We start from the raw sequence: 20,872 nt of genomic DNA on the forward strand, positions 1-20,872 counted from the left end.
GCTCAGTGGTGCGGGCCGTGCCACCAGTGGCCGGCGCCGGGGTCGTGGTCGGGGTGGTCCGGGGAGGCGAAGGGGTCGTGGTGGTCGCCGTGCTGCCCGTCGTGGCCGCCGTGGTCCTCGCCGTACGGGGTGCCGGTGTCCTCGTGGTGGGGGCCGTGGTGGTGCGGGTCGGTGGACCAGGCGTCGGTGCCCCAGCCGTCGTGGTGCCAGGTGTCCTCGTGGAGCGGCGTCCCGTCCTGGTGGAGGGAGTGCTGCCCGTCGTGTCGCCCGTGCGGCTCGTCCCCGTAGCCGTCGTGGCCCCCGCCGTCGTGGCCCTCGCCGTCGTGGTCACCGCCGTGCGCGTCGTGGCCGTGGTGGCCGTCGTGGCCGTGCTCCCCGTCGTGGTCGCCGTGCCCGTGCCCGTCCCCGCCGTGCCGGCCGTGGTCGCCGTGCCCGTCCCCGCCGTGCCGGCCGTGGTCGTGGTGCCCGTGGTGCCCGTCGCCCGGGTCCCCGTCGTGGTGCGGCGGCGGGTCGTCGTGGTGGCGGGCCGGCGGGGTCGCGCCGAGGGCGATCCCGGCGGCGGCGTCGCCGAGGCCGCGCAGCAGCGCCGAGCGCCGGTCCCGGCGCGGGGCGCCAGGCGCGGACGGCGGGGGGAGCACCACCAGCGCGCCGTGCCGGGGTGTGCCGAGCCAGGCCTTCGTCTTGAAGCGCTTCGCCGGGACGGCCACCGTGACGCTCGTGAAGTCGTCCACGGGGAGGCCGCCGGCGCCTGCCGCGAAGGCGTCCGCGAACAGGTCGTCGGTGACCACGAGCGCCAGATCGGTGTCCGGCGTGTCCTTGAGCGCGGACCGGGCGTGCTCGCAGTCGAGCAGTCGGCAGGCCGTCTCCACGGCGCGGGCCACGTACCCCAGGGCGGCGCGCTGCACCCCGCCCTGGGCGAGGGCCGCCCGGATCCGGAGCCGTCCCGCCGTCCCGGGCGCCCGGTTGAGGGTGTGCAGGGCGTCGCGCAGGCCGAGGACGAGACCGGGCAGCGCCTTGGCCTCGTCGACGTCGGGCGGCAGCAGGAGCAGCTGCCCGTCGCCCCGGTCCTGGGCCTCGCAGCGCGCCCGGTCGACGCCGGCCCGCCCGCAGGCGTGGTCCAGGGCGCGGTCCAGCCGCTCCTGGACGGCCTGCTGCACCCAGTAGGGCCGGCCGCCGTACGCCTCGATGTCGACGACCAGGACGACCCGGCGCAGCCTGGGGGAGAGGGCGCCGCTCATGCCCGGCCGCCCCGGTCGGCGGGGAGCGCTAGTCCGGCCGCCGCGGCGAGCGGGGCGCGGTCCCGGACGACGAGCCCGCGGTAGCCGGTGCGGACGGCGCCCTGGTCCCGGAGGGTGCGCAGGGAGCGTTCGACGCTGGCGGCGGAGAGCCGGGCGAGCGCCGCCAGGTCGGCGTGGCTGAGCGGGATGTCGATCCGCGAACCCTGTTCGGTGGGCACGCCGCAGGAGTCGAGCAGGATGAGCAGGGTGCGGGCGAGCCGGGCGAGGCCGGTGCCGTGGCCGACGTCGATCCGGTAGCGGGTGGCCAGGCGGAGTTTGCGGGTGACGGAGCGCTGGAGCGCGAGCGCGGCGGCGGGGCGGTCGGCGAGGAAGTCGAGGAAGGCGGCGGCGCCGATCTCCCTGGTGGTGCTGGTGCGGACGGCGAGCACGCTGGCGGAGCGCGGTTCGCCGTCCAGGACGGCCAGTTCACCGACGAGTTCGCCGGGCTGGCGGATGGCGAGCAGGGCCTCGCCGCCGTCCTCGGTGGCGGCCACGACCTTCACCCAGCCGCTCAGCAGGACGACGACCCGGTCGCCGGGCTCGCCCTCGATCATCAGGGCCTCGTTGTGCGAGTAGACCCGTCTGGTACCCAGGCCGTGCAGGGTCCGCAGGTCGTCGGTGCCGAGCCCGGTGAACGGGCCGCGTTCGAAGGGAACGACCGGGGCGGTGCCGGGTCTTGCCCGCCCTGCCGCCCCGGTCCGGTCGCGCGAGCTGTCCATGCTGCCTGCCCCCACCCGGTCGGCAACCCGCCCCGACCGGGGCGATTCCGTACGGAACATAGCGCACCGCCCGCCGCGGTGTCAGTCCCGGAGCGCCGTGCGCATCCGGTCCGCCCGGGTCCGGGTTCGGTCGCCGACGAAGCACAACCTCGTTGCGTTGTCGGTTGGTTGACGATGCGTCAGGATTTGGGGGAGCGAGGCGCCGGGTTCCGGGCCTCGGACCGGAGGGGGTAGGACGGTGTTCTCAGGAATACGCCCGCGCAGGATCTGCGCGGTGCTCGGCGCGGCCGTCGCGCTGTCGATCGGCGCCGGTGGGGCGCTCCCCGCCTCGGCGGCGGTGCCCGAGGGGATCGTGCAGGGAGAGGGCTCCTCGGAGGCCGTCCCCGGCACCTATCTGGTGGTGCTCGAGCCGGCCGCCGCGCAGCGGAGTCCGCTCGCCGAGGGGGCGGCGGCGCTGGCCCGCTCGTACGGCGGCACGGTGCGCCGCAGTTTCGGCGCGGCACTGCCCGGCTTCTCGGCCGCGCTGACGCCCCGGCAGGCGCGCCGGCTGGCCGCCGACCCGTCGGTGGCGGTCGTCTCGCAGAACCGCCGGGTGCGGGCCGACGGCGTGCAGACCTCGCCGGAGTCCTGGGGGCTGGACCGGGTCGACCAGCGGCGCTTCCCCTACGACGACCGCTACACCTACCCGGACACCGCCGGCGCCGGGGTGACGGCGTACATCATCGACACCGGGGTGCGGATCACCTCGGAGGAGTTCGAGGGGCGGGCCTCGTACGGCTACGACGCGATCGACGGCGACGACGTCGCGGACGACGGCTACGGCCACGGCACCCACGTCGCGGGGACGGTGGCCGGAGCCACCTTCGGTGTCGCCAAGGCAGCGAAGATCGTCTCGGTCCGGGTGCTGAACGACGACGGCGAGGGCACCACCGAGCAGGTGGTCGCCGGCATCGACTGGGTGACCCGGCACGCCGTCCGTCCAGCGGTGGTCAACATGAGCCTCGGCAGCGAGCCGGACCCGGTGCTGGACGCGGCGGTGGCCGGCTCGATCGCCACGGGCCTGACCTACACCGTCGCGGCCGGCAACCAGAGCGTCGACGCGAACGAGCACTCCCCGGCCCGGGTGCCCAGCGCCATCACCGTCGGCGCGAGCGACCGCGACGACGTTCCGGCCTCGTTCTCCAACTTCGGCCCGCTGGTCGACCTCTGGGCGCCGGGCGTGGACATCACCTCGGCCTGGTACGTGAGCGACCTCGGCGGCATCGGGGTCCAGATGTCGGGCACCTCGATGGCGGCCCCGCACGCGGCGGGAGCCGTCGCGCTGTACCTGGCGTCCCGTCCGGCCGCCACGCCCGCCCAGGTGGCCTCGGCGCTGACCTCGGCGGCGACCGTCGGCTCGCTGCACGAACTCTCCGCAGGCTCGCCGGACCGGCTGCTGTACACCGGTTCGGTGCCGAACCGGCCGCGAGGCCCGCTCTTCGCCGCGCCGGGGCCGGTGGGCTTCGACGGGAAGGGCACGGTGGTCTCACCGGTCACGGTCACCGGCGTCACCGGCAAGGCCCCGCGCGACCTCGACGTGACCGTCGACATCGACTACTGGTGGCGCGGCGACCTCAAGGTGGAACTCGTCGCCCCGGACGGCGCCGCGTTCCTGCTGCACGACACCGACATCGGTGAGGCGTACTCGAACCTGGTCGGCGTCTACGGCGTGGACGCCTCCGCGCACACCGCGGCCGGGGTCTGGCGGCTGCGGGTGACCGACGTCGGCGGCTACTTCCCCGGCACGATCAACAGCTGGTCGCTCCGGTTCTGACGGCGGCGCGGACGGTCGGCCGCGAGGCGGCCGGCCCGGTGCTCAGCAGGTCTCCAGGGCGGCCGCCTCCTCCCGGACCAGCTCGCGCAGCGCGGCGAGCCCGGGACGGCGGTCGTCCAGGCGCCACTGGAGCTCCAGCGGGAGCGTGGCCCGGCCCGCCAGCCGCACCGTGACCACGTCCCCGGTGAGGTGGCCGGTCATCGAGGCGGGCACGAGGGAGAAGGCCCGGCTCTGCGACAGCAGGTAGAGCCGGGAGCCGACGATCCGGGCCGGGCCGACCAGGACCGGCGGCTCCACCCCGCGTTCGGCGCACAGCCCCAGGACGTGGTCGTAGTAGCGCGGGCTCTGTTCGCGCGGCCACAGCAGCAGCGGCAGGTCGCCGAGCTCGTCCAGCCGGACGGCGTCCCGCCCCGCCAGCGGATGGTCCCGGCTGAGGGCGACGTGCACCGGCTCGTCGGCGATCCGCTCCCGCCGGTAGCCGGGGACGTCGTCGAGGAAGCGGCCGAGGCCGAGGTCGGCGAGTTCGCCCGCCAGGGTGGCGGACACCCGGCCGGTGTCCACCGAGAGTTCGGCCAGGACGAGTTCGGGCAGTTCGCGCTCGGCCCGGCTCACCACGGCCGGCAGCAGCCGGTTGACCACGGTCGGGGAGGCGACGATCCGCGCCGTGCCGAGCCTGGTCTCCTCGTGCAGCCGCACCCGGGCGAGCAGCGTGCCGGCCTGCTCCAGCAGCCGGGCCGATTCGGCGGCCATCACCTCCCCGGCCGAGGTCAGCCGCACGGACCGGCGGCTGCGGTCGAAGAGTTCCACCCCGACCGTCCGCTCCAGCCGGGCGACCTCCTGGCTGACCGTCGGCTGGGAGATGTGCAGGCGTTCGGCCGCCCGGCCGAAGTGCAGGGTGTCGGCCACCGCGAGGAAGACCTCCAGCTGGCGCAGGGTGAGACTCGTAGCCCGACTCATAGTCCGGAGTCTATGAGAAGGGCCGGTATTCATTCTGGATCCCGATGTGATCGCTCCCTAGGCTGAGCCCACCGCTGCCACACCGTGGTGGCAGCCTCACAGGGAGCGAACGCCATGACCGGACTGCCCATCCGCATCTCCCAGGAAGTCGCCGAGGCCGTCGCCGCCGGCGCCCCCGTGGTCGCCCTGGAGTCGACGATCTTCACCCACGGGCTGCCCCGGCCGCGCAATCTGGAGGTCGCGCTGGAGGCGGAGCAGCGGCTGCGCGCCACCGGCGTCGTCCCGGCCACCATCGGCGTCCACGCGGGCGTGCCGACGGTCGGCCTGTCCACGGCACAGATCGAGGAGCTGTCGGCGGCCGAGGGCCTCGACAAGGCGAGCCTGCGCGACCTCCCGGTGGTGGCGGCGCTCGGCCGGCACGGCGGCACCACCGTCGCCGCGACCGCCTTCCTCGCCCACCGGGCCGGCGTGCGGGTCTTCTCCACCGGCGGCCTCGGCGGCGTCCACTTCGGCGCCTCCGAGAGCTTCGACGAGTCCGCCGACCTGACCACCCTGGCCGCCACCCCGGTGACCGTGATCAGCGCCGGTGTGAAGTCGATCCTCGACATCCGGGCCACCCTGGAGCGCTTCGAGACCCTCAACATCCCCGTCATCGGCTACCGCACCCGCCGCTACCCCGGCTTCTACGTCACCGACTCCGGCCACGAGATCGCCTACCGGGTCGACACCCCGGAGGAGGCGGCGCGGGTGATCGAGGCCCGGGACGGCCTCGACCTGCCGCAGGCCGTGCTGATCGCCAACCCGGTCGACCCGGACAAGCAGCTCCCGCCGCGCGAGCTCGACGCCCTGCTGGCCCGCGCCTGGGCCGAGGCCGACACCCGGGGCATCAAGGGCAACGCCGCCACGCCGTTCCTGCTCGACTTCATCCAGCGCGACACCGAGGGCCGCAGCCTGGAGGTGAACATCGAGGTCTACCGGGGCAACGTCCGCCTCGGCGGGGAGATCGCCACCGCGCTGGCCGCCGCCCGTAACGAGGGCTGACCGGTGCTGGGAGTGCTCGGCGACCTCGTGGAGGACGTCGTCGTCTGGGTGGCCGGACCGCTGCGGCACGGCACGGACTCGGCCGCCCGGGTCTTCCGGCAGCGCGGCGGCAGCGCCGCGAACGTCGCGGCCTTCGCCGCCGGGCAGTGCCCGGTCCGCTTCCTCGGCTGCGTCGGCGACGACCCGGCCGGCGGCGGCCTGGCCGCCGAACTGGCCGGCCACGGTGTGGACGTGCGGGTCGCGCACCGGGGCCGCACCGGCAGCATCGTGGTGCTGATCGACGACGCGGGCGAGCGCACCATGCTGCCCGACCGGGGCGCGGCCACCCTGCTGGAGACCGTCCCGGACGCCTGGCTGGACGGCCTGACCCATCTGCACGTGCCCGCCTACTCCTTCGACGGCGAACCGGTCGGCACGACCGCCGTCGACGCGCTGCGCCGGGTCCGCTCGGCCGGTGGGACGACCTCCCTGGACGCCTCCTCCACCGGGATGCTCGAGGGCTTCGGCCGCGAGCGCTTCCTGGCCCTCGCCGAGCAGCTGGCGCCGACCCTGCTGTTCGCCAACCGCTCCGAGTCCGCCTACCTGGGGCTGCTCGTCGACGGGCGGCCCGGTCCGGAGCGGGCCCGGCTGGGGGCCACCACGGTGGTCACCAAGTCGGGGGCGGAGGCGACCACGATCGACGTGCCGGGCGCGGCCCCGGTCACCGTGCCGGTCCCGCCGGTGGGCGAGGTCCGCGACCTCACCGGTGCGGGCGACGCCTTCGCGGCCGGGTTCCTCGCGGCGTTCCTGGACGCGCGGCTGACGGGGGCCGAGCCGGGTGTGCAGGGAGCGCCGGGCCTGCGCGAGGCGGCGGCGCGCGGCCACCGCTGCGCGGCGCGGGTGCTGGCCTCGCCCGGGGCCTCCTGCACGGAGGACTGAACCGGGGCGCGCCGTCCCCGGCCTGCCGGGTCCCCCCCGTCGCACCCGCGACCGGGGGCGGACCTGTCGGGCGGTCGGGGTGCGGCCGGGGAAGGCAGCGATGCCGGGGCGCCACGATCTAGGTCATGACCTGACCTACACGGCTCCTATCGTGGTCCACGTCGGACGGAACGGCCCGACGCACCACGGCAACCACGAAGGCGGAGCACCATGAACGGCACCACGACCACCACCACCGTCGCGGCCACCGGCGAGCGCGCCGACCTGCTGGAGCAGTTCACCAAGCAGCGCGAGTTCCTGCGCTTCACCACCCGGGACCTGACGGACGAGCAGGCCGCGCGCCGGACCACCGCCGGCGAACTGTGTCTGGGCGGTCTCGTCAAGCACGTGACGAACTGCGAGCGCACCTGGGTGGACTTCATCCTCGAGGGCCCCTCCGCGATGCCCGACTTCGCGAACATGACCCAGGAGGACCTCGAGCGCCGCACGGACGAGTTCAAGCTGCTGCCCGGCGAGACGCTCGCGGGCGTGCTCGCCGACTACGCCGAGACGGCCCGCCGCACGGACGAGCTGATCGCCGTGCTGCCCGATCTCGACGCCTCGCACCCGCTGCCGAAGGCCCCGTGGTTCGAGGCGGACGCCCGCTGGTCCGCCCGCCGGGTCCTGCTCCACGTGATCGCCGAGACCGCGCAGCACGCGGGTCACGCCGACATCCTGCGGGAGTCGCTGGACGGCGCCAAGACCATGGGCTGAGGCCGCCCCGCCCGCGGTGGGCGTGCCCCGTTGTCCGGGACACGCTCACCAACGGCGCAGGGTCCGACGGCGGGGGCGACGGGTCGGGTAGTCAATGGCTCGTCCCATCGCCACCCGAAAGGGGTTCGTCATGACCTTCGCCAAGTCCGCCGCCCGGGCCGTCGGCTCCGTTCTGCTGCTCGCCGCCCCCCTGCTCGCGCTGCCGCTCGCCACCGCGCAGCCGGCCGCCGCCGAGGGTCCGCACAACGCGAAGGAGGCCGCCGTCTGCCGCCAGATGCTGGGGAGTCTGCTCGGTTTCGCGGGTGCGACCACGAGTGCCGTCTGCGCCGTCCAGCCGGAGGACGGTGCGCCCACGACCCGCTGAGGCAGGGCCTGTTGCGGGCCCGTGCGGGGGCGTCGCCCGGGTGGGCCGGATGCAGTCGAAGGTCAAGATCGTGTAATGATGTTACTGACGGGTTATCGCGTGATGTCCCGTCAGTGAACCTCGCACGACCGTAAGGAAGCACCATGCGTCGACGCATTCCCGCCCTCGTCCTGACCGCCGTCCTGGCCGGCGGCGGCCTGGCCACCGTGGCCCAGGTCGCCACCGCCCAGCCCGCCGCGGCCGGTTCGATCAAGGTGAACATCAACCAGCTGCGTCAGCAGGTCTCCGACCTGCGCCAGAAGGCCGCCACCCTGGACCACTACGGCGCCCACGCCGAGGCCGCCAAGGCCCGGGCCGAGGCCAACGCCATCCAGCGCCGGATCGACCAGCTGGAGAAGTCCGAGCGCGAGTCGGGCCGCCGTTTCTGACGGTCGCCCACCGACAACCGCACAGCGACGGCGCCGCCCGTCCTGCCCGCACGGGCCGGGACGGGCGGCGCCGCCGCGTGCGGTCGGTGAATCACCTGCGGCGCGCGCCCCGTTCGCGCGCCCGTGATGCTCCGGGCACGAACCGGCCATTCTCGTGCGAGGTCCGGGACCCTTCGGCGGCCGGGCCCGCGGGCGTGTGCGGCGGGTGTCGGGGGCCTCCGCGTGCGCGTGTCGCCCGTCGCCGGGTGGCCGGATACCCGCTCGACCCCGCGGGGTGCCGATGGTTAGTGTCGGACCGAAACTTACGGTGACCGACCGGACACGCTGGGCATCCGCATCCGTGTGCGTCCGGGCGTCGGCCGTCCCTCCGCTCGAAGGGGAGCACCCCATGCGATCCATCACGACGACGAGGCCGCTCGTCGCCCTCGGCCTGGCCCTCGGCATCGCCGTCGGTGGCCTGGCCGTCGGTGGCGCGGCCACCACCGCCGCCGCCACCACCACCTCCGTCGCGGCCGCGCCGGCCGTGCGCGCCGTCCAGAACTTCGGGCTCAGCTCCGCGCAGGCCGGGAACGTGCAGAACTGGCTGAAGCAGAACTGGGGTTACAACGGCGCCATCGACGGGCAGCTCGGCACCGAGAGCTGGAAGGCGTTCCAGCGCAACCTCAAGCAGTTCTGGGGCTACCCCGGAGCCATCGACGGCATCCCCGGCACCGAGACGGTCAAGGCGCTGCAGCGGCTGCTGAAGGACGGCGGCTGGGGCTACAGCGGTGCGATCGACGGCATCGCCGGTGCCGGTACCCGGGCGGCGTTCAAGAGCTTCGCCGACGGCATCTGACCGCCGGGCCGCCCGGCCGCCCGGCCGCCCGGCCGCCGGGCCGCCGGGCAGTTGGGCAGTTGGGCCCCGAACCCCCGGGACCCCGGGCCTCCGGAGCCGGGCGTACCGTCCGCCGCCACCCGTCGGCGGACCGTACGCCCGGCCCGCGCCGGTTGCGGTAGGGTGACGGACGCCGTAGCGGAACACGAAGAACGGGGAGGTGAGAACCCATGACCGCTGTGCCGGATCGGGTGCTCCCCGGCCGTGACCACGGCGCCCCCGCACAGGTGCACGCCCGGTCCTGAAGCCGGCCGTACCGCGTGGGAGCGTCCGCCGTCCGGCGAGATGTGCGCGGAGAGCCCCGGGTCGGACGACGTCCTCCCACCTGTGCTCCTAGGGGTTCCCTTGCCTGTCCACCCGTCCGCCTCCCTCCGTTCCTCCGTGACCGCCAGGCTGCGTGCCGCCGGCTGCGTCTTCGCCGAGGACGAGACACGCATCCTGCTCTCCGCCGCCGACACCCCCGCCCGGCTCGCCGCCATGGTCCGCGACCGCGCCGCCGGCCGTCCGCTCGAACACGTCGTCGGCTGGGCCGAGTTCGCCGGTCTGCGGATCGCCGTCGACCCCGGGGTGTTCGTGCCCCGGCGGCGCAGCGAGTTCCTGGTCCGCACCGCCGCCGCGCTCGCGCGCGAGCACGCGCAGGTCGTCGATCTGTGCTGCGGCAGCGGAGCCCTCGGCGCGGCGCTCGCCGCGACGGCCGGCCACCCCGTCCGGCTGTGCGCGGCCGACGTCGACCCGGCCGCCGTGCGCTGCGCCCGCCGCAACCTGGCCGGGTCCGCGGCCCCCGGTGCCGAGGTGTTCGAGGGCGACCTCTTCGACGCCCTGCCGACCCGTCTGCGCGGCCGGGTGGACGTCCTGCTCGCCAACGTCCCCTACGTGCCCACCGCCGACATCGAGTTCCTTCCGGCCGAGGCCCGGGTGCACGAGGCCCGGCCGGCCCTGGACGGCGGCGCCGACGGCCTCGACGTACTGCGCCGGGTCGCCGCCGAGGCCCCGCACTGGCTGGCCCCGGGCGGTGCGCTGCTGTTCGAGACCAGCGACCAGCAGGCCGGAGCGGCCCTCGGGGTGGTCACGGCGGCCGGGCTCACCGCAGCCCTGGGCCACGACGAGGACCTCGACGCCACGGTGGTGACGGCCGTGCGGCCGCCGCTCGGGACGCCGTAGCCACCCGGGCCGGACCGCGGCGGCCGGCCGCGGTCCGGCCCCACGGCGGCGGTCCGGCCCGGACGCCCCCGCGGCGCCGTAGACGCGCACACATGCGGCTGAGCGCGAGGACCATGTCGGCGCGGTGGCGCGCGGAGTTGACTGATGCCCATGAACGAGAACACGAACAGCAACCAGCAGCCCGCCGCCACCACCACCCCCACCGCCGCCCGGACCGTCCTGGTCACCGGCGGGACCGGCAAGACCGGCCGACGCGTCGCCGAGCGCCTCACCGCCCTCGGCCACACCGCCCGGATCGGCTCGCGCACCGCACCGATCCCGTTCGACTGGGAGGACGACACCACCTGGGACGCCGCTCTGGAGGGCGTCGGCGCCGCCTACCTCGCCTACTACCCCGACCTCGCCTTCCCCGGCGCGGTGGAGACCGTCGGCGCCTTCGCCCGGCGGGCCGCCAAGGCGGGCGTCGGCCGCCTGGTCCTGCTCTCGGGACGCGGCGAGGAGGCGGCGCAGGCGGCCGAGGCGGCGGTCGCCGAGGCCGGTACCGGCTGGACCGTGGTCCGCTGCGCCTGGTTCGACCAGAACTTCTCCGAGAGCTTCTTCCTGGAGCCGGTGCTCGCCGGTGAACTGGCGCTGCCGACCGGGGTCGCCGTCGAGCCGTTCGTCGACGTCGACGACATCGCGGAGGTCGCCGCGGCGGCGCTCACCGAGGACGGCCACGACGGCGAGGTGTACGAGCTGACCGGGCCGCGCCTGCTCTCCTTCGCGGACGTGGCCGCCGAACTGTCGGCGGCCACCGGGCGCGAGATCCGGTTCACGGCCGTCTCCCTGGAGGAGTACCGCGCGCTGCTGGCCACCGTCGGCCTGCCCGGCGAGTTCGCCGACCTGTTCTCGATGGTCCTGGACGGACGCAACGCCCATCTGGCGGACGGCGTCCGGCGCGCGCTCGGCCGCCCGGCGAGGGACTTCGCGGACTACGCGCGGGCCGCCGCGGCGACCGGTGTCTGGAACGTCTGAACCCTCCGGCCCCGCCCGGCCCTGCCCCCCGCCCAGTCCTGCCGCCTCTCCCGGTCCGGGGATCCGTTCACCGCGATCCCCGGACCGCCCGCCGCCACTCCGTGCCCTCGACCGCCCTCCACATCCTCCGGAGCCCGCCATGTCCGCCGCCCTCGGTGCCGCCCCCGTCCGTGACCTCGCCGCCGCGACCACCACCGCCTCCCGCGCCGTCGGACCGGTGCTGGCCGCCGCCACCGCCGCGACCGGCCTGATGGCCGGCCTCTTCTTCGCCTTCGACGTCGCCGTCATGCCCGGCCTCGCCGCCGGCGACGACCGCACCTTCGTGACCGCGATGCAGCACATCAACGCGTCCATCCTCAATCCGGTCTTCGGGGCGGTCTTCGCCGGCGCCCTGGCCCTGCCGGCCGTCGGCACCTGGCTGCTGCACCGCTCCGGGCAGCGCGCCGCCACCCTGTGGACGGCGGTTGCCTCCCTGCTCTACCTCGCCGCGCTCGTCCTCACCTCCGCCGTCAACGTCCCGCTCAACGACCGCCTCGCCGCGGCCGGCGACCCGGCCGCCGTCACCGACCTCGCCGCCGTGCGCGCCGCCTTCGAGCCGACCTGGACGACGGCCAACATCGCCCGCACGGTGCTCTGCACGGCCGCCGCCGTCGCCCTCACCCGCGCGCTGCTGCTGCACCGCCGCCCGGGGTCCCGTTGACCGGGGGGCCGTCGGCGGTCGGCCTCCCCACCGTGGGCCCGGCGGCCGTGGGCCTTCCCGCCGCGGGCCCGGCCGCCGAGGGTTGGTCGGCCCCGGGCCGGTGGACCGTCCGCGAGCCGCTGACCGCCCGTCACCTGTGCCCGGTCCGACCGACGTCACCGGCACCCGGACCACCGCCGCGTCTAGGCTGTCCCCTCATGGACACCCTGACCGGGCTGCTCGACGGCCCCAAGGCGCGCGGCGCGTTCCTGCTGCGCTCCGTCCTCAGCGCGCCCTGGGCCCTGCGGATCGAGGACCGCGCACCGCTGTCGCTGATCACCATGCTGGACGGTGAGGCCTGGATCCTCCCGGACGGGGCGGATCCGGTCCTGGTGCGGCCGGGGGACCTCGCCCTGCTGCGCGGGCCGGAGGCCTACACGGTCGCCGACCACCCGCGGAGCGAGCCGGACATCCTGATCGGCCCCGGGCAGATCTGCTCCCGGGACGGCGCCAGTGTGGCCACCTCGATGGCGCTCGGCGTGCGGACCTGGGGAGAGACCCGGCCGGACGACGACCGCCCCTCGGTGATGCTGTCCGGCACCTATCTGGCCGAGCACGAGATCGGCCGCCGGCTGCTGGGCCACCTGCCGACACTGCTGGTGCGGCCCGCCGGGGCGGACACCACCGAGGACACCCTGGTCCGGTTGCTCGCCACCGAGGTCACCCGTGCCGAGCCGGGGCAGGAGGTGGTGCTGGACCGGCTGCTGGACCTGCTGGTGGTCGGGGTGCTGCGGAGCTGGCTCGCCGCCCCGGACGGTTCGGCGCCCGGCTGGCTGCGCGCCCAGGCGGACGAGGTGGTGGGCCCGGCGCTGCGGCTGCTGCACGACGATCCGGCCCGGCCGTGGACGGTGGCGGCGCTCGCCACCGAGGTCGGGGTCTCCCGGGCGGGCCTGGCCCGGCGGTTCACCGCGCTGGTCGGCGAGCCGCCGATGGCGTACCTGGCGAACTGGCGGCTGGCGGTGGCGGCGGACCTGCTGCGCGACCCTGGGCTCACCGTCGCGGCGGTGGCCCGCCGGGTCGGGTACGGCGACGCGTTCGCGCTCAGCACCGCGTTCAAGCGGGTGCGCGGGCTGACCCCGCAGGAGCACCGCCGGCTGGCTGCCTCCGCCGAGACGGCCGAGGCGGGCGGTGCGGCCGTCGGCCTGCCGGGCGGAGCGGAGGGCGAGGCCGCGGGCGACGCCCCGGCCGGGCCGTCGCCCGCGGCGCGGTCGGCCGCGGTCCCGACCACGGTGGTGCTGGCCGCCGGCTGACCGGTCGGTGGTCGATGGTGCGGGTGCGGGTGCGGGGCCGTGCCGCGACGCCGTCGGCCCGGTTCTCAGCTCGGCCGCAGGTGGCAGTGCAGGACCAGCGCCCAGCAGAGGAAGCCGAGGGCCGCCGTGGACAGCAGCGCCCGGGCCGCGTTCCAGCGCACCCACCTCGCCCGGAACGGCCCGCACATCCGCGCCGACTGCCCGGTGCGGCCCGGTCGGGCGGTCGGGCCCGACTCCCGGGCCGGACCCAACTCTCCGGCCTGCTCCGCCAGCGCCTGGTTCAGCGGGAGGTTCACCATCCTGGTCACCACCAGGGAGGCGGTGTAGCAGACCAGCGCGCCTACCGCCGCCGGAAGCACCCGACGGCCGTCGCTCGGCAGGTGCAGCACGACGGCCACGCTCGTGAAGACCAGCGCGCCGACGAATCCCACCAGGAACCACCCGTTGAGGATCGCCACGTTGAGCCGCTGCATCACCTGGGCGACCATGAAGTCCCCGGTGCTGCCGAGCCCGGGCGTCACCGAACAGGCGTAGGTGTAGAACAGTCCGGCGGTCAGTCCGGTGGTGACCGTCGCCGCCACCAGTGCGAAGACCCGCATCGCCTCCATGTCGTCCCTGCCCCCGTTCGTTCGCCCGGAACCGCCCGGTCGGAGCGGCCCGCGTGCCGATCATCCGTCATCGAACTGCCGTTTGCCCACCGAATTGGCGGATACACACCCGATGATGACGGATGGTCATGTCAATCGCGGCCGGAACCCGTCGCGGAGGCGGATCCTCCGGTGTGCGGGGCGAGCGCGGCGTACAGGGACTCGACGGTCCAGTGGCCGGCCGCGCCCGGCCGGGTGGTGAGGTAGACGCTCGCCCGGCGTGCGGACCAGCCGTGCGCGTCGGTCAGTCCGGCGGCGATGGCCCGCAGGTAGCGGGCCCGCGGGGCGTTCAGTTCGGCCTCGGCGAGCCTCCACGGGGCGGTGACGGTCAGCACCGGGAGGCCCTCCAGGGTGCCGAGGCAGACCAGGGTCCGGTAGCGGCCGGGCCCCTGCTGGTCGCGGCCGGTCCGCAGTACGGTGCCCAGGTCGAGGTCCGTGCCCGGCCCGCCGCCGGTCTCCTGGGCGGCGATGTCGCTGAACTGCCCCGCCGTCAGCAGATGGGCGCGGGCGGGCGCGGTGCCCGGTCCGTACGGGTCGTAGAACGCCATGCCGCCGCCCCAGACCCGCGACTCCAGGGCGAAGTAGAGACTTCCGGGCAGTCGAACGGGCACCGACCGCCGCGGCGGCCGGCCGTCCCGGCAGCCGGGGTACTCCCGGGCGCCGTCGGCCGGCCGCCCGCCGCCCAGGTAGCAGGCGAGCCGCTCGGTGTGCATGTTCGAACCGTAGGCGGCGTACCAGACCGGACCGTCCCGGCCCGGGGCGTCCGCGGCGTCCGCCGGGTCGACGGGCCATCGGATCGGCAGGATCGGTCGGATCGGTCGGATCGGCAGGGAGTCCTCCACGGCCGGTGACGCTACCCGCCCTCGGGCGCGTTACTCGTGGAGCACACTTTCGAGTGGACCGGGTATGACGGCCCTGGACCGGGGGGTAGGGCGCCGGCATGACGACCCGCGGACCTCAGGACGCGCCCTGGCGCGCGGACGGCCCGCCGTGCCCGGGCGGGAGCTGCTGCCCGGGCGTCCTTCCCGGCGTTGTGGTCGGCGTTGTGGCCGGCTCCGCCTCCGGCGCCGCGTCCGGCCGCGTCTGGCGTGTCCGGCGTGTCCGGCGTGTCCGCCGCGATCGCCCCGGCCGGCGCGCCGGGTGCGCGCCGACCGGGGCGTCCGGGCGGGGGTGGGGCGGATCGGGCCGGGTCGGGTGAGGCCGGGGAAGTGCCCCGCGGTCAGCGGCCGCTGGAGACCGAGGCCGCCGGGCGAGCGGCGGTCGCGGTGGCGGCCGGGGCGGGCCCGCCCTCGGTGCCGGGGGTGACGGTGACGAAGGCCGCGCGGCCCTTGCACTGCGCGTTCTTCTCGGCAGTGGTCATCTTGCGGGCGTTCCAGGTCACCACGCCGGCCTCCTGCGGGACCGGTCCGGTGCCGGAGAAGTTCTTGACGTACCAGACGTAGTGGCCCCAGTGCTTCGACTTGTAGTGCAGCTCGTAGGTGCCGCTGGCGGACTGCAGGTGGGTGTTGCGGTCGACCCAGCCGACCTGCCCGGCCGGCACCTGGAGCGTGGTCTCCTCGGCGAAGGTGTCCGCCCAGGCCCACTTGTGGCCGTAGGTGGCCTTGAACGTGACCTCGAACTTCTCCAGGAAGTCGAATCCGGCCGTCACCGAGATCTCGGTCGAGACGGTGTTCTCCCCGCTGGTCTGCTCGGTCCAGGTCATCTTCCTGGTCTGCGGGGTGGAGGAGCAGTTGTAGCCGCGGGCCACCTCGTGCGCGCCGCCGTACGTGTAGCTCGCGTTCCCGGTCGGCCGGAAGTCGCAGCTCTCGGTGGCCTTGCCGCAGTCCTTCAGCAACTGGGCGACGGTGGGCGACTCGCCGTAGGTGAAGTCGATCGAGCTGGCCCGGTCGTTGAGGTCGCCGATCCAGTCCTGGTCGCCGACCTGGTAGCCGGTGTTGGCGCCGGAGAAGTCGGTGTGCTCCCAGTGCCGCACCTGGCAGTTGTTGAAGGTCTTGTAGGAGCTGATCCGGTCGTTCCAGTCGGCGCCCAGGGCCAGCTGCCAGCGGGCGCTGCCGCAGGCGGAGGGGCCGGTGACGCTCAGGCTGGCGCCACCGAAGTTGCCGTGCTCGTACTCGGTGGACAGCACGACGGCGGCAGCGGCCGCCGCCGCTCCGGGCCGTGCGTCCCGCGCCCGGTTGCCGACCGCCTCGCCCGCCCGGTCGATCCGGTCGGCGAACGACGGGTCGGCCATCGCGGTCTCGACGTCCAGCGGAGCGTCGGCGACCAGACCGCCCGTGGCGGCGGCGATGGCCTGCCGGTAGGTGTCGAAGCAGCGCAGGTCGCCGCCCTCGACACTGACCGTGCAGTGCTGGGGAGCTCGGGTGGCGGCGGTCGCGGTGGCGGAGGCGAAGGCGAGCAGGGAGCCGGCGGCGGCGAAGACGCCGACGGACTTGAGGTGGCCGGTGCGCATGGGACGGTGGTCCTCTCCGGAACGGGGAAGCGGGCGGACGGAGCACGGGCGCGCCGGGGAACGCCGGCACGGACGGGTGCCGGGGAGCGTGCCGTCGGCGTTCCGGTGAGTGCGCGGCCGCCTCCGTCGACGGAGACCATAGGGGCGCCCGGTGGCCGCCCGGCGACCCCTTGAGCGAAATCTGAGGATGCGGCGGAGGATGCGTCCCGACGGGCACCGGCCCCGCTGTCGGGCGGCATCGGGACCGCACAGGTGGCGACCCCGAAGTGTTTGTTCCGGAGCGGAGTCGGCGACTGTCCGGACGTGTACGACAGGCCGGTGCCGGGTTGCCCCGGCGTCTGCCCACTCGGGCACACGGCCGTCACCCGTGCCGTTGCCACGGGACCGTCGTGGCCGAGGGGCGGCCGGTTCAGCCGGCCGTCGGCTGCGGGTCGGTGGCCCGAGGGCCGGTGGGCCGCGGCTCGGTCGGTTCCGCGACGGCGGGCCCGGGCCCGGTGCCGGTGACGGTGCGGCCGGAGGTGCGGGCGGCCAGGGCCTGCCGGGCCCGGTCCGCGCGATCGGTACCGGCGGCGGCGTCCAACTCCCCGCCGTCCGGGTGGAACCACGCCCAGTCGGTGATCTCCCCGTCCCGGCAGCCGAGCCGGACGGTCTCGGGGTCGGCCGTGCCGAAGTCGTGGAAGAACTGGACGATCGGGTGGTCCGCGCCCGGCTCGGGGTGCCGCCAGAACACCGCCAGCAGCGGCCCGGCAGGCCGGTCGAGACCGGTCTCCTCGCGCAGCTCGCGGGCCGCCCCGGTCGGCGAGTCCTCGTGGGTGTCGAGCACGCCGCCGGGGAAGTTCCAGGCCGCGGTCCGCGGCCGCCGGTCCGGTTCCCGGACCCGGGGCTTGACCATCAGCAGCCGCCCGTCCGGGGCGGTCACCACGGCAGCCGTGCACAGCCACGAGCGCGGGGTGGTGGCCAGCCACTGGGCGCGCGGCAGATGCGGTCGCGCCGGGCCGTGGGCACGCAGGAACCGCACCGTCGCGGGGGTGACGCCCGGGAGGTTGTCCGTGAAGAACCAGGCATGCGTGCTGTGCCGGGGGAGGGCGAGCCGGTCCAGCGCGCCGGGCGCGTGCGCCGACAGCGCGTACACGTGCCGCAGCGCCGGTTCCGCGGTGTCCTCGAACACCCCGACCGGGCGCTCCGCCACCCCGGCCGTCCCACAGCTCTCGGCCAGCGCCCGGACGGCGCCCCGCGCCGGGTCCTCGCCCGGGCGCACCGCAGCGGACGGCAGCTCCCAGCGGCCGTCCGGGCGGCGCAGCAGCAGGACCCGGCCGAGGGTGTCGGTCACCAGCACGGCGGCGACGGGGACGGACCCGTCGGGCACTCCGGTGACGGAGGTGCCGGGGACGGACGGCTCCGCGCCGTGAGCCCTGGTCGGCGGCAGGGGACGGGGGGAACGGTGCACCTGGAGGTCTCCTTGGGCGAGGGGGATCAACGGGGCGGGGAAAAGGGGGACCGGGCCTGGCCTCAGGGGGGCGCCCGCCTGGCCGCGCCGAGTGTCCCCGGCGGCCCCTACCCGCCCGGATCCGGTGCGGAACGCCCACCGCCGCTCCGCCCCGGAGGCCCGGGAGCACGGTGGCGCGGCGCGTCCGGGTCCGTCCGCCTTCCGCGCCCCGTGCGCCGGACCCCGTCCCCGTGCCCGTTCCCGGCCCCGGCCGCATTCCTGCATCCGGCTCCGGCCCCGGACCCGGACCCCGGGGGCCGCTGTCCTCCCGCCGCTCACCGCTCCCCGCCCGGCGGGGGACTCGGGCACACCGCGGCGGGGTGCCCCGGCGGGGCGGGGTGGCCCAGCAGCGACCAGAGCACCCACCCCGTCAGCCCGTTGCGCACCACGACGACCCGGCTCCAGCGCGTCCCGAGCGGCGAGATCCAGGTGTCGACGATCTCCACCCGCTCCCCGCAGTGGGCCAGGCCCAGCACCGCGCCGTCGACCGAGGGCTCGCGCCGGACATTGGCGGCGTTCACCGTGACCACCCAGCCGCGCGGAGCGCTCTGCGGCGGAGGTCCGGCGTGCCGCTCCGGCTGCGGTGGAGGGTGGTCGGTCCCGGCGGCCGTCGCCGGGAGGACGAGGATCAGCAGGGAGAGCGCGGTCCAGCCGACCCTTCCGGGGTGTGCAGGCATACCGGGCACAACGAGCCGATCCGGCGGCGGCCGACCGCGCGCGCCCACGGCCACCCGGAAGGCTGCCCCGGCTCGCTCGGGCGGGTGCAATCACCGCGCCGCCCGTGCCCTCCGGAATCCGCCCGGCCACGGCTCCCGCCCCTGTCCCGCCCCTGTCCCGTCACCTGTTCCGTGACCCGCCCCGCCACCTGCCCCGCCACCGGAGCCGTCGGACGTCCCGCCGCGCCGGCCTCGGCGGTTGCGGCTCGGGCCGGATCGGACAAGGACCGGGCGTCCACGGAGCGTTCGGCCGCCCCGGCCGGTCGGCCCGTTGACGGCCCGGGCCCCTACGATGGCGGCCATGAACACTGGGGGGCCGGAGACACGGCTCATCGACAACCGCTTCGAACTGCTGGAACGCCTCGGTGGCGGCGGCATGGGCCTGGTCTGGCGCGCCCGGGACACCATGCTGCACCGCGAGGTCGCGCTCAAGGAGGTCCGCCCGCCGGACCCGGCCATGGCCGCGGCCAACCCCGAGGCCGCCCACGAGCTGCGCGAGCGGGTCCTGCGCGAGGCCCGCGCGCTCGCCCGTCTCCAGCACCCGCACGTCGCGGTGATCCACCACATCGTCGACACCCCCGACCACCCCCACCCCTGGCTGGTCATGGAGCTGGTCAGCGGCGGCAGCCTCGCCGACCGGATCGCCCGCGGCCCGCTCACCGTCCCGGAGGCCGCCAGGATCGGCCGCGGTGTGCTCTCCGCACTGTGCGCCGCCCACGCGGCCGGCATCCAGCACCGCGACGTCAAGCCCGGCAACGTGCTGCTGCGCGCCGACGGCACGCCCGTCCTCACGGACTTCGGCATCGCCGCGATGCAGGACGCCAACACCGCGCTCACCGCCACCGGCGCGCTGATCGGCTCGCCCGAGTACATCGCCCCGGAACGGATACGCGGCGAGGAGGGCAACCCGTCCTCCGACCTCTGGTCGCTCGGCATGCTGCTGTACGTCGCCGTCGAGGGCCACCACCCGCTGCGCCGCGGCACCACCCTGGCCACCCTCGCCGCCGTCCTGGACGAGCCGCTGCCGCCGCCGACCCGCTCGGGTTCACTGGGGCCGGTGCTGGCCGCGGTGCTGGCCCGCAATCCGGCGGTGCGGCCCGACGCCGCGCAGCTCGACCGGGCCCTCGCCGCCGCCGAGGCGAGCGCCGGTCCCGGTCCGGCGCTGCCGCAGGGCTCCTGGCAGCCCACCTTCCTGGACACCCCGCGCCCGCCGGCCGGTCCGGACCCGACCGCGGCCTTCGGGGCGCCGAGCCCCGGCTTCGGGACGCCGAACCCGGCGTTCGGCACCCCGAACCCGGCCTTCGGCACCCCGAACCCCGCTTTCGGTACGCCGAACCCGGCGTTCGGCACCGCGCAGACCGAGTACCCCCTACCGAGTCCCGCCCACGGCGGCGAAGCCGCCACCGACGGAGGGCACGTCGGCACCACCGGCGCCCAGTACCTGGGAGCCACCGGACCCACCGTGCCCCCGCCGCCCGCCCGCCGCCGCACCGGCGCCACGGTGACGCTCGCCGTCGCCGGGGTGGCGCTGGCGAGCGTGCTGGCCTGGAACCTCCGGCCGGACAACGACGGTTCGGGCGGTACCACGGGCAGCACCGGCGCGGGCTCCGCCCCCAAGGGGACGAACGCGCCCGCCGACCCCGGCGGCCCCCCGGCATCGACCGGAACCGCCGCGCCCACCGGCCCGGACACCACCGCCTCCGCCGCCCCCACGGCGAAGCCCTCGCCCAGCGCGCCGAAGAGCACCGCACCGGCCAAGGACCTGCTCACCCCGGACGGCATCCGCACCGTCGTCGCCGCGATCACCGCGCAGAGCGGCACCACCAAGGTCAAGCAGCTCTCCGTTTACCCGGAGTACGCGAGCGCCCAGGTCCCCACGGCCGACGGTCGCGGCTACGACTGGTACGACTACCGCAACGGCAACATCGCCAAGCGACCCGGTGGGTCGATGGCCAAGGAGAAGACGGTCGATCTGGCACAGTACGACTGGGACACCGTCCCGGCGCTGCTGAAGAAGGCCAACGAGACCCTCAACGTGCCGAACCCGACCAGCCGTTACCTGCTGATCGACATGTGGTCCGACGGCTACGCCTGCATCCGGGTCTACCTGTCCAACGAGTACCACAGCAGCGGCTACCTGCTGGCTGACTACAAGGGGACCGTGCGGCGCACCCTCCCCGCCGACTGAGTCGGCCGCCGTCCGCCCGGCCTCCTCCTGCGCGGCCGGGTCCGGCCCCGCCGGGCCCGGTAGGCCCACGGACGGTGG

20 protein-coding genes are annotated in these 20,872 nt (G+C 75.6%); 12 read left to right on the plus strand and 8 right to left on the minus strand.

Features of this window, described 5'->3' with window-relative positions; translation table 11 throughout:
* Positions 1-2 precede the first annotated feature (2 nt).
* The gene (locus ACIPYS_RS31735; RefSeq protein WP_400752646.1) at positions 3-1,238 is read right to left on the minus strand and encodes a hypothetical protein; all 1,236 of its coding nucleotides are present in this window, start codon (positions 1,236-1,238) and stop codon (positions 3-5) included.
* A complete protein-coding gene (locus ACIPYS_RS31740) occupies positions 1,235-1,996 on the minus strand; it encodes a Crp/Fnr family transcriptional regulator (protein ID WP_159424763.1) in 762 nt (253 codons plus the stop codon). Before ACIPYS_RS31740 ends, ACIPYS_RS31735 begins: the two co-directional genes overlap by 4 nt.
* A gap of 238 nt (positions 1,997-2,234) precedes the next feature.
* Here ACIPYS_RS31740 and ACIPYS_RS31745 point away from each other — a divergent pair, with 238 nt between their 5' ends.
* Positions 2,235-3,809: a S8 family serine peptidase gene (locus ACIPYS_RS31745; protein ID WP_400752650.1), complete on the plus strand. Its 1,575-nt coding sequence runs from the start codon at positions 2,235-2,237 to the stop codon at positions 3,807-3,809.
* A 42-nt stretch (positions 3,810-3,851) separates the two neighbouring features.
* Here the strand turns inward: ACIPYS_RS31745 and ACIPYS_RS31750 are convergent, their stop codons facing one another.
* The gene (locus ACIPYS_RS31750; RefSeq protein ID WP_159424762.1) at positions 3,852-4,766 is read right to left on the minus strand and encodes a LysR substrate-binding domain-containing protein; all 915 of its coding nucleotides are present in this window, start codon (positions 4,764-4,766) and stop codon (positions 3,852-3,854) included.
* A 114-nt stretch (positions 4,767-4,880) separates the two neighbouring features.
* On the opposite strand from ACIPYS_RS31750, the gene ACIPYS_RS31755 reads away from it, so the two are divergent.
* From ACIPYS_RS31755 to ACIPYS_RS31800, 10 genes are all read left to right on the plus strand, one after another.
* A complete protein-coding gene (locus tag ACIPYS_RS31755; protein ID WP_400752655.1) occupies positions 4,881-5,807 on the plus strand; it encodes a pseudouridine-5'-phosphate glycosidase in 927 nt (308 codons plus the stop codon).
* A 3-nt stretch (positions 5,808-5,810) separates the two neighbouring features.
* On the plus strand, positions 5,811-6,725 hold the full coding sequence (locus ACIPYS_RS31760; RefSeq protein WP_400752657.1) for a carbohydrate kinase family protein: 915 nt from the start codon (positions 5,811-5,813) through the stop codon (positions 6,723-6,725).
* A 210-nt stretch (positions 6,726-6,935) separates the two neighbouring features.
* The gene (locus tag ACIPYS_RS31765) at positions 6,936-7,478 is read left to right on the plus strand and encodes a DinB family protein (RefSeq protein ID WP_093858751.1); all 543 of its coding nucleotides are present in this window, start codon (positions 6,936-6,938) and stop codon (positions 7,476-7,478) included.
* A 130-nt stretch (positions 7,479-7,608) separates the two neighbouring features.
* Positions 7,609-7,842: a hypothetical protein gene (locus ACIPYS_RS31770; RefSeq protein WP_093858750.1), complete on the plus strand. Its 234-nt coding sequence runs from the start codon at positions 7,609-7,611 to the stop codon at positions 7,840-7,842.
* A 143-nt stretch (positions 7,843-7,985) separates the two neighbouring features.
* Entirely contained in the window at positions 7,986-8,270 is a 285-nt protein-coding gene (locus tag ACIPYS_RS31775) for a hypothetical protein (RefSeq protein ID WP_093858749.1), read from the plus strand.
* A gap of 388 nt (positions 8,271-8,658) precedes the next feature.
* Positions 8,659-9,105: a peptidoglycan-binding protein gene (locus ACIPYS_RS31780; protein ID WP_093858748.1), complete on the plus strand. Its 447-nt coding sequence runs from the start codon at positions 8,659-8,661 to the stop codon at positions 9,103-9,105.
* A gap of 384 nt (positions 9,106-9,489) precedes the next feature.
* Positions 9,490-10,305 (plus strand): putative protein N(5)-glutamine methyltransferase, encoded by an 816-nt coding sequence (locus ACIPYS_RS31785; protein WP_231978274.1) that lies wholly within the window; start codon positions 9,490-9,492, stop codon positions 10,303-10,305.
* 150 nt (positions 10,306-10,455) lie between these two features.
* Positions 10,456-11,319, plus strand: a complete 864-nt coding sequence (locus ACIPYS_RS31790; RefSeq protein WP_231978273.1) for an NmrA family transcriptional regulator — start codon at positions 10,456-10,458, stop codon at positions 11,317-11,319.
* 139 nt (positions 11,320-11,458) lie between these two features.
* Complete coding sequence (locus ACIPYS_RS31795) at positions 11,459-12,019, plus strand: DUF1772 domain-containing protein (RefSeq protein ID WP_093858745.1); 561 nt, start codon at positions 11,459-11,461, stop codon at positions 12,017-12,019.
* Positions 12,020-12,216: 197 nt separating this feature from the next.
* The gene (locus ACIPYS_RS31800; RefSeq protein WP_400752666.1) at positions 12,217-13,308 is read left to right on the plus strand and encodes an AraC family transcriptional regulator; all 1,092 of its coding nucleotides are present in this window, start codon (positions 12,217-12,219) and stop codon (positions 13,306-13,308) included.
* A 65-nt stretch (positions 13,309-13,373) separates the two neighbouring features.
* On the opposite strand, the gene ACIPYS_RS31805 is transcribed toward ACIPYS_RS31800, so the two are convergent.
* From ACIPYS_RS31805 to ACIPYS_RS31825, 5 genes are all read right to left on the minus strand, one after another.
* Positions 13,374-13,907 carry a DUF1772 domain-containing protein gene (locus ACIPYS_RS31805; RefSeq protein WP_400752669.1) on the minus strand — a complete coding sequence of 178 codons (534 nt, stop codon included), beginning with the start codon at positions 13,905-13,907 and terminating at the stop codon, positions 13,374-13,376.
* A 140-nt stretch (positions 13,908-14,047) separates the two neighbouring features.
* Positions 14,048-14,797 (minus strand): histone deacetylase, encoded by a 750-nt coding sequence (locus ACIPYS_RS31810; protein WP_400752671.1) that lies wholly within the window; start codon positions 14,795-14,797, stop codon positions 14,048-14,050.
* 377 nt (positions 14,798-15,174) lie between these two features.
* On the minus strand, positions 15,175-16,404 hold the full coding sequence (locus tag ACIPYS_RS31815) for a hypothetical protein (protein WP_400752674.1): 1,230 nt from the start codon (positions 16,402-16,404) through the stop codon (positions 15,175-15,177).
* A 409-nt stretch (positions 16,405-16,813) separates the two neighbouring features.
* Positions 16,814-17,851, minus strand: coding sequence for an NUDIX hydrolase (locus tag ACIPYS_RS31820; RefSeq protein ID WP_400752677.1), 1,038 nt, complete (start codon positions 17,849-17,851; stop codon positions 16,814-16,816).
* A 314-nt stretch (positions 17,852-18,165) separates the two neighbouring features.
* Entirely contained in the window at positions 18,166-18,567 is a 402-nt protein-coding gene (locus tag ACIPYS_RS31825) for an SH3 domain-containing protein (protein WP_093858740.1), read from the minus strand.
* A 340-nt stretch (positions 18,568-18,907) separates the two neighbouring features.
* On the opposite strand from ACIPYS_RS31825, the gene ACIPYS_RS31830 reads away from it, so the two are divergent.
* Entirely contained in the window at positions 18,908-20,794 is a 1,887-nt protein-coding gene (locus ACIPYS_RS31830; RefSeq protein ID WP_400752679.1) for a protein kinase, read from the plus strand.
* Positions 20,795-20,872: the final 78 nt, after the last annotated feature.

This window comes from Kitasatospora sp. NPDC089913, assembly GCF_044748625.1.
GTDB lineage: Bacteria > Actinomycetota > Actinomycetes > Streptomycetales > Streptomycetaceae > Kitasatospora.

Coding starts and splice junctions, on each gene's coding strand:
- ACIPYS_RS31735 (WP_400752646.1), bottom strand. CDS start 1,238: ATGAGCGGCGCCCTCTCCCCCAGGCTGCGCCGGGTCGTCCTGGTCGTC.
- ACIPYS_RS31740 (WP_159424763.1), bottom strand. CDS start 1,996: ATGGACAGCTCGCGCGACCGGACCGGGGCGGCAGGGCGGGCAAGACCC.
- ACIPYS_RS31750 (WP_159424762.1), bottom strand. CDS start 4,766: ATGAGTCGGGCTACGAGTCTCACCCTGCGCCAGCTGGAGGTCTTCCTC.
- ACIPYS_RS31755 (WP_400752655.1), top strand. CDS start 4,881: ATGACCGGACTGCCCATCCGCATCTCCCAGGAAGTCGCCGAGGCCGTC.
- ACIPYS_RS31765 (WP_093858751.1), top strand. CDS start 6,936: ATGAACGGCACCACGACCACCACCACCGTCGCGGCCACCGGCGAGCGC.
- ACIPYS_RS31770 (WP_093858750.1), top strand. CDS start 7,609: ATGACCTTCGCCAAGTCCGCCGCCCGGGCCGTCGGCTCCGTTCTGCTG.
- ACIPYS_RS31775 (WP_093858749.1), top strand. CDS start 7,986: ATGCGTCGACGCATTCCCGCCCTCGTCCTGACCGCCGTCCTGGCCGGC.
- ACIPYS_RS31780 (WP_093858748.1), top strand. CDS start 8,659: ATGCGATCCATCACGACGACGAGGCCGCTCGTCGCCCTCGGCCTGGCC.
- ACIPYS_RS31790 (WP_231978273.1), top strand. CDS start 10,456: ATGAACGAGAACACGAACAGCAACCAGCAGCCCGCCGCCACCACCACC.
- ACIPYS_RS31795 (WP_093858745.1), top strand. CDS start 11,459: ATGTCCGCCGCCCTCGGTGCCGCCCCCGTCCGTGACCTCGCCGCCGCG.
- ACIPYS_RS31800 (WP_400752666.1), top strand. CDS start 12,217: ATGGACACCCTGACCGGGCTGCTCGACGGCCCCAAGGCGCGCGGCGCG.
- ACIPYS_RS31805 (WP_400752669.1), bottom strand. CDS start 13,907: ATGCGGGTCTTCGCACTGGTGGCGGCGACGGTCACCACCGGACTGACC.
- ACIPYS_RS31815 (WP_400752674.1), bottom strand. CDS start 16,404: ATGCGCACCGGCCACCTCAAGTCCGTCGGCGTCTTCGCCGCCGCCGGC.
- ACIPYS_RS31825 (WP_093858740.1), bottom strand. CDS start 18,567: ATGCCTGCACACCCCGGAAGGGTCGGCTGGACCGCGCTCTCCCTGCTG.
- ACIPYS_RS31830 (WP_400752679.1), top strand. CDS start 18,908: ATGAACACTGGGGGGCCGGAGACACGGCTCATCGACAACCGCTTCGAA.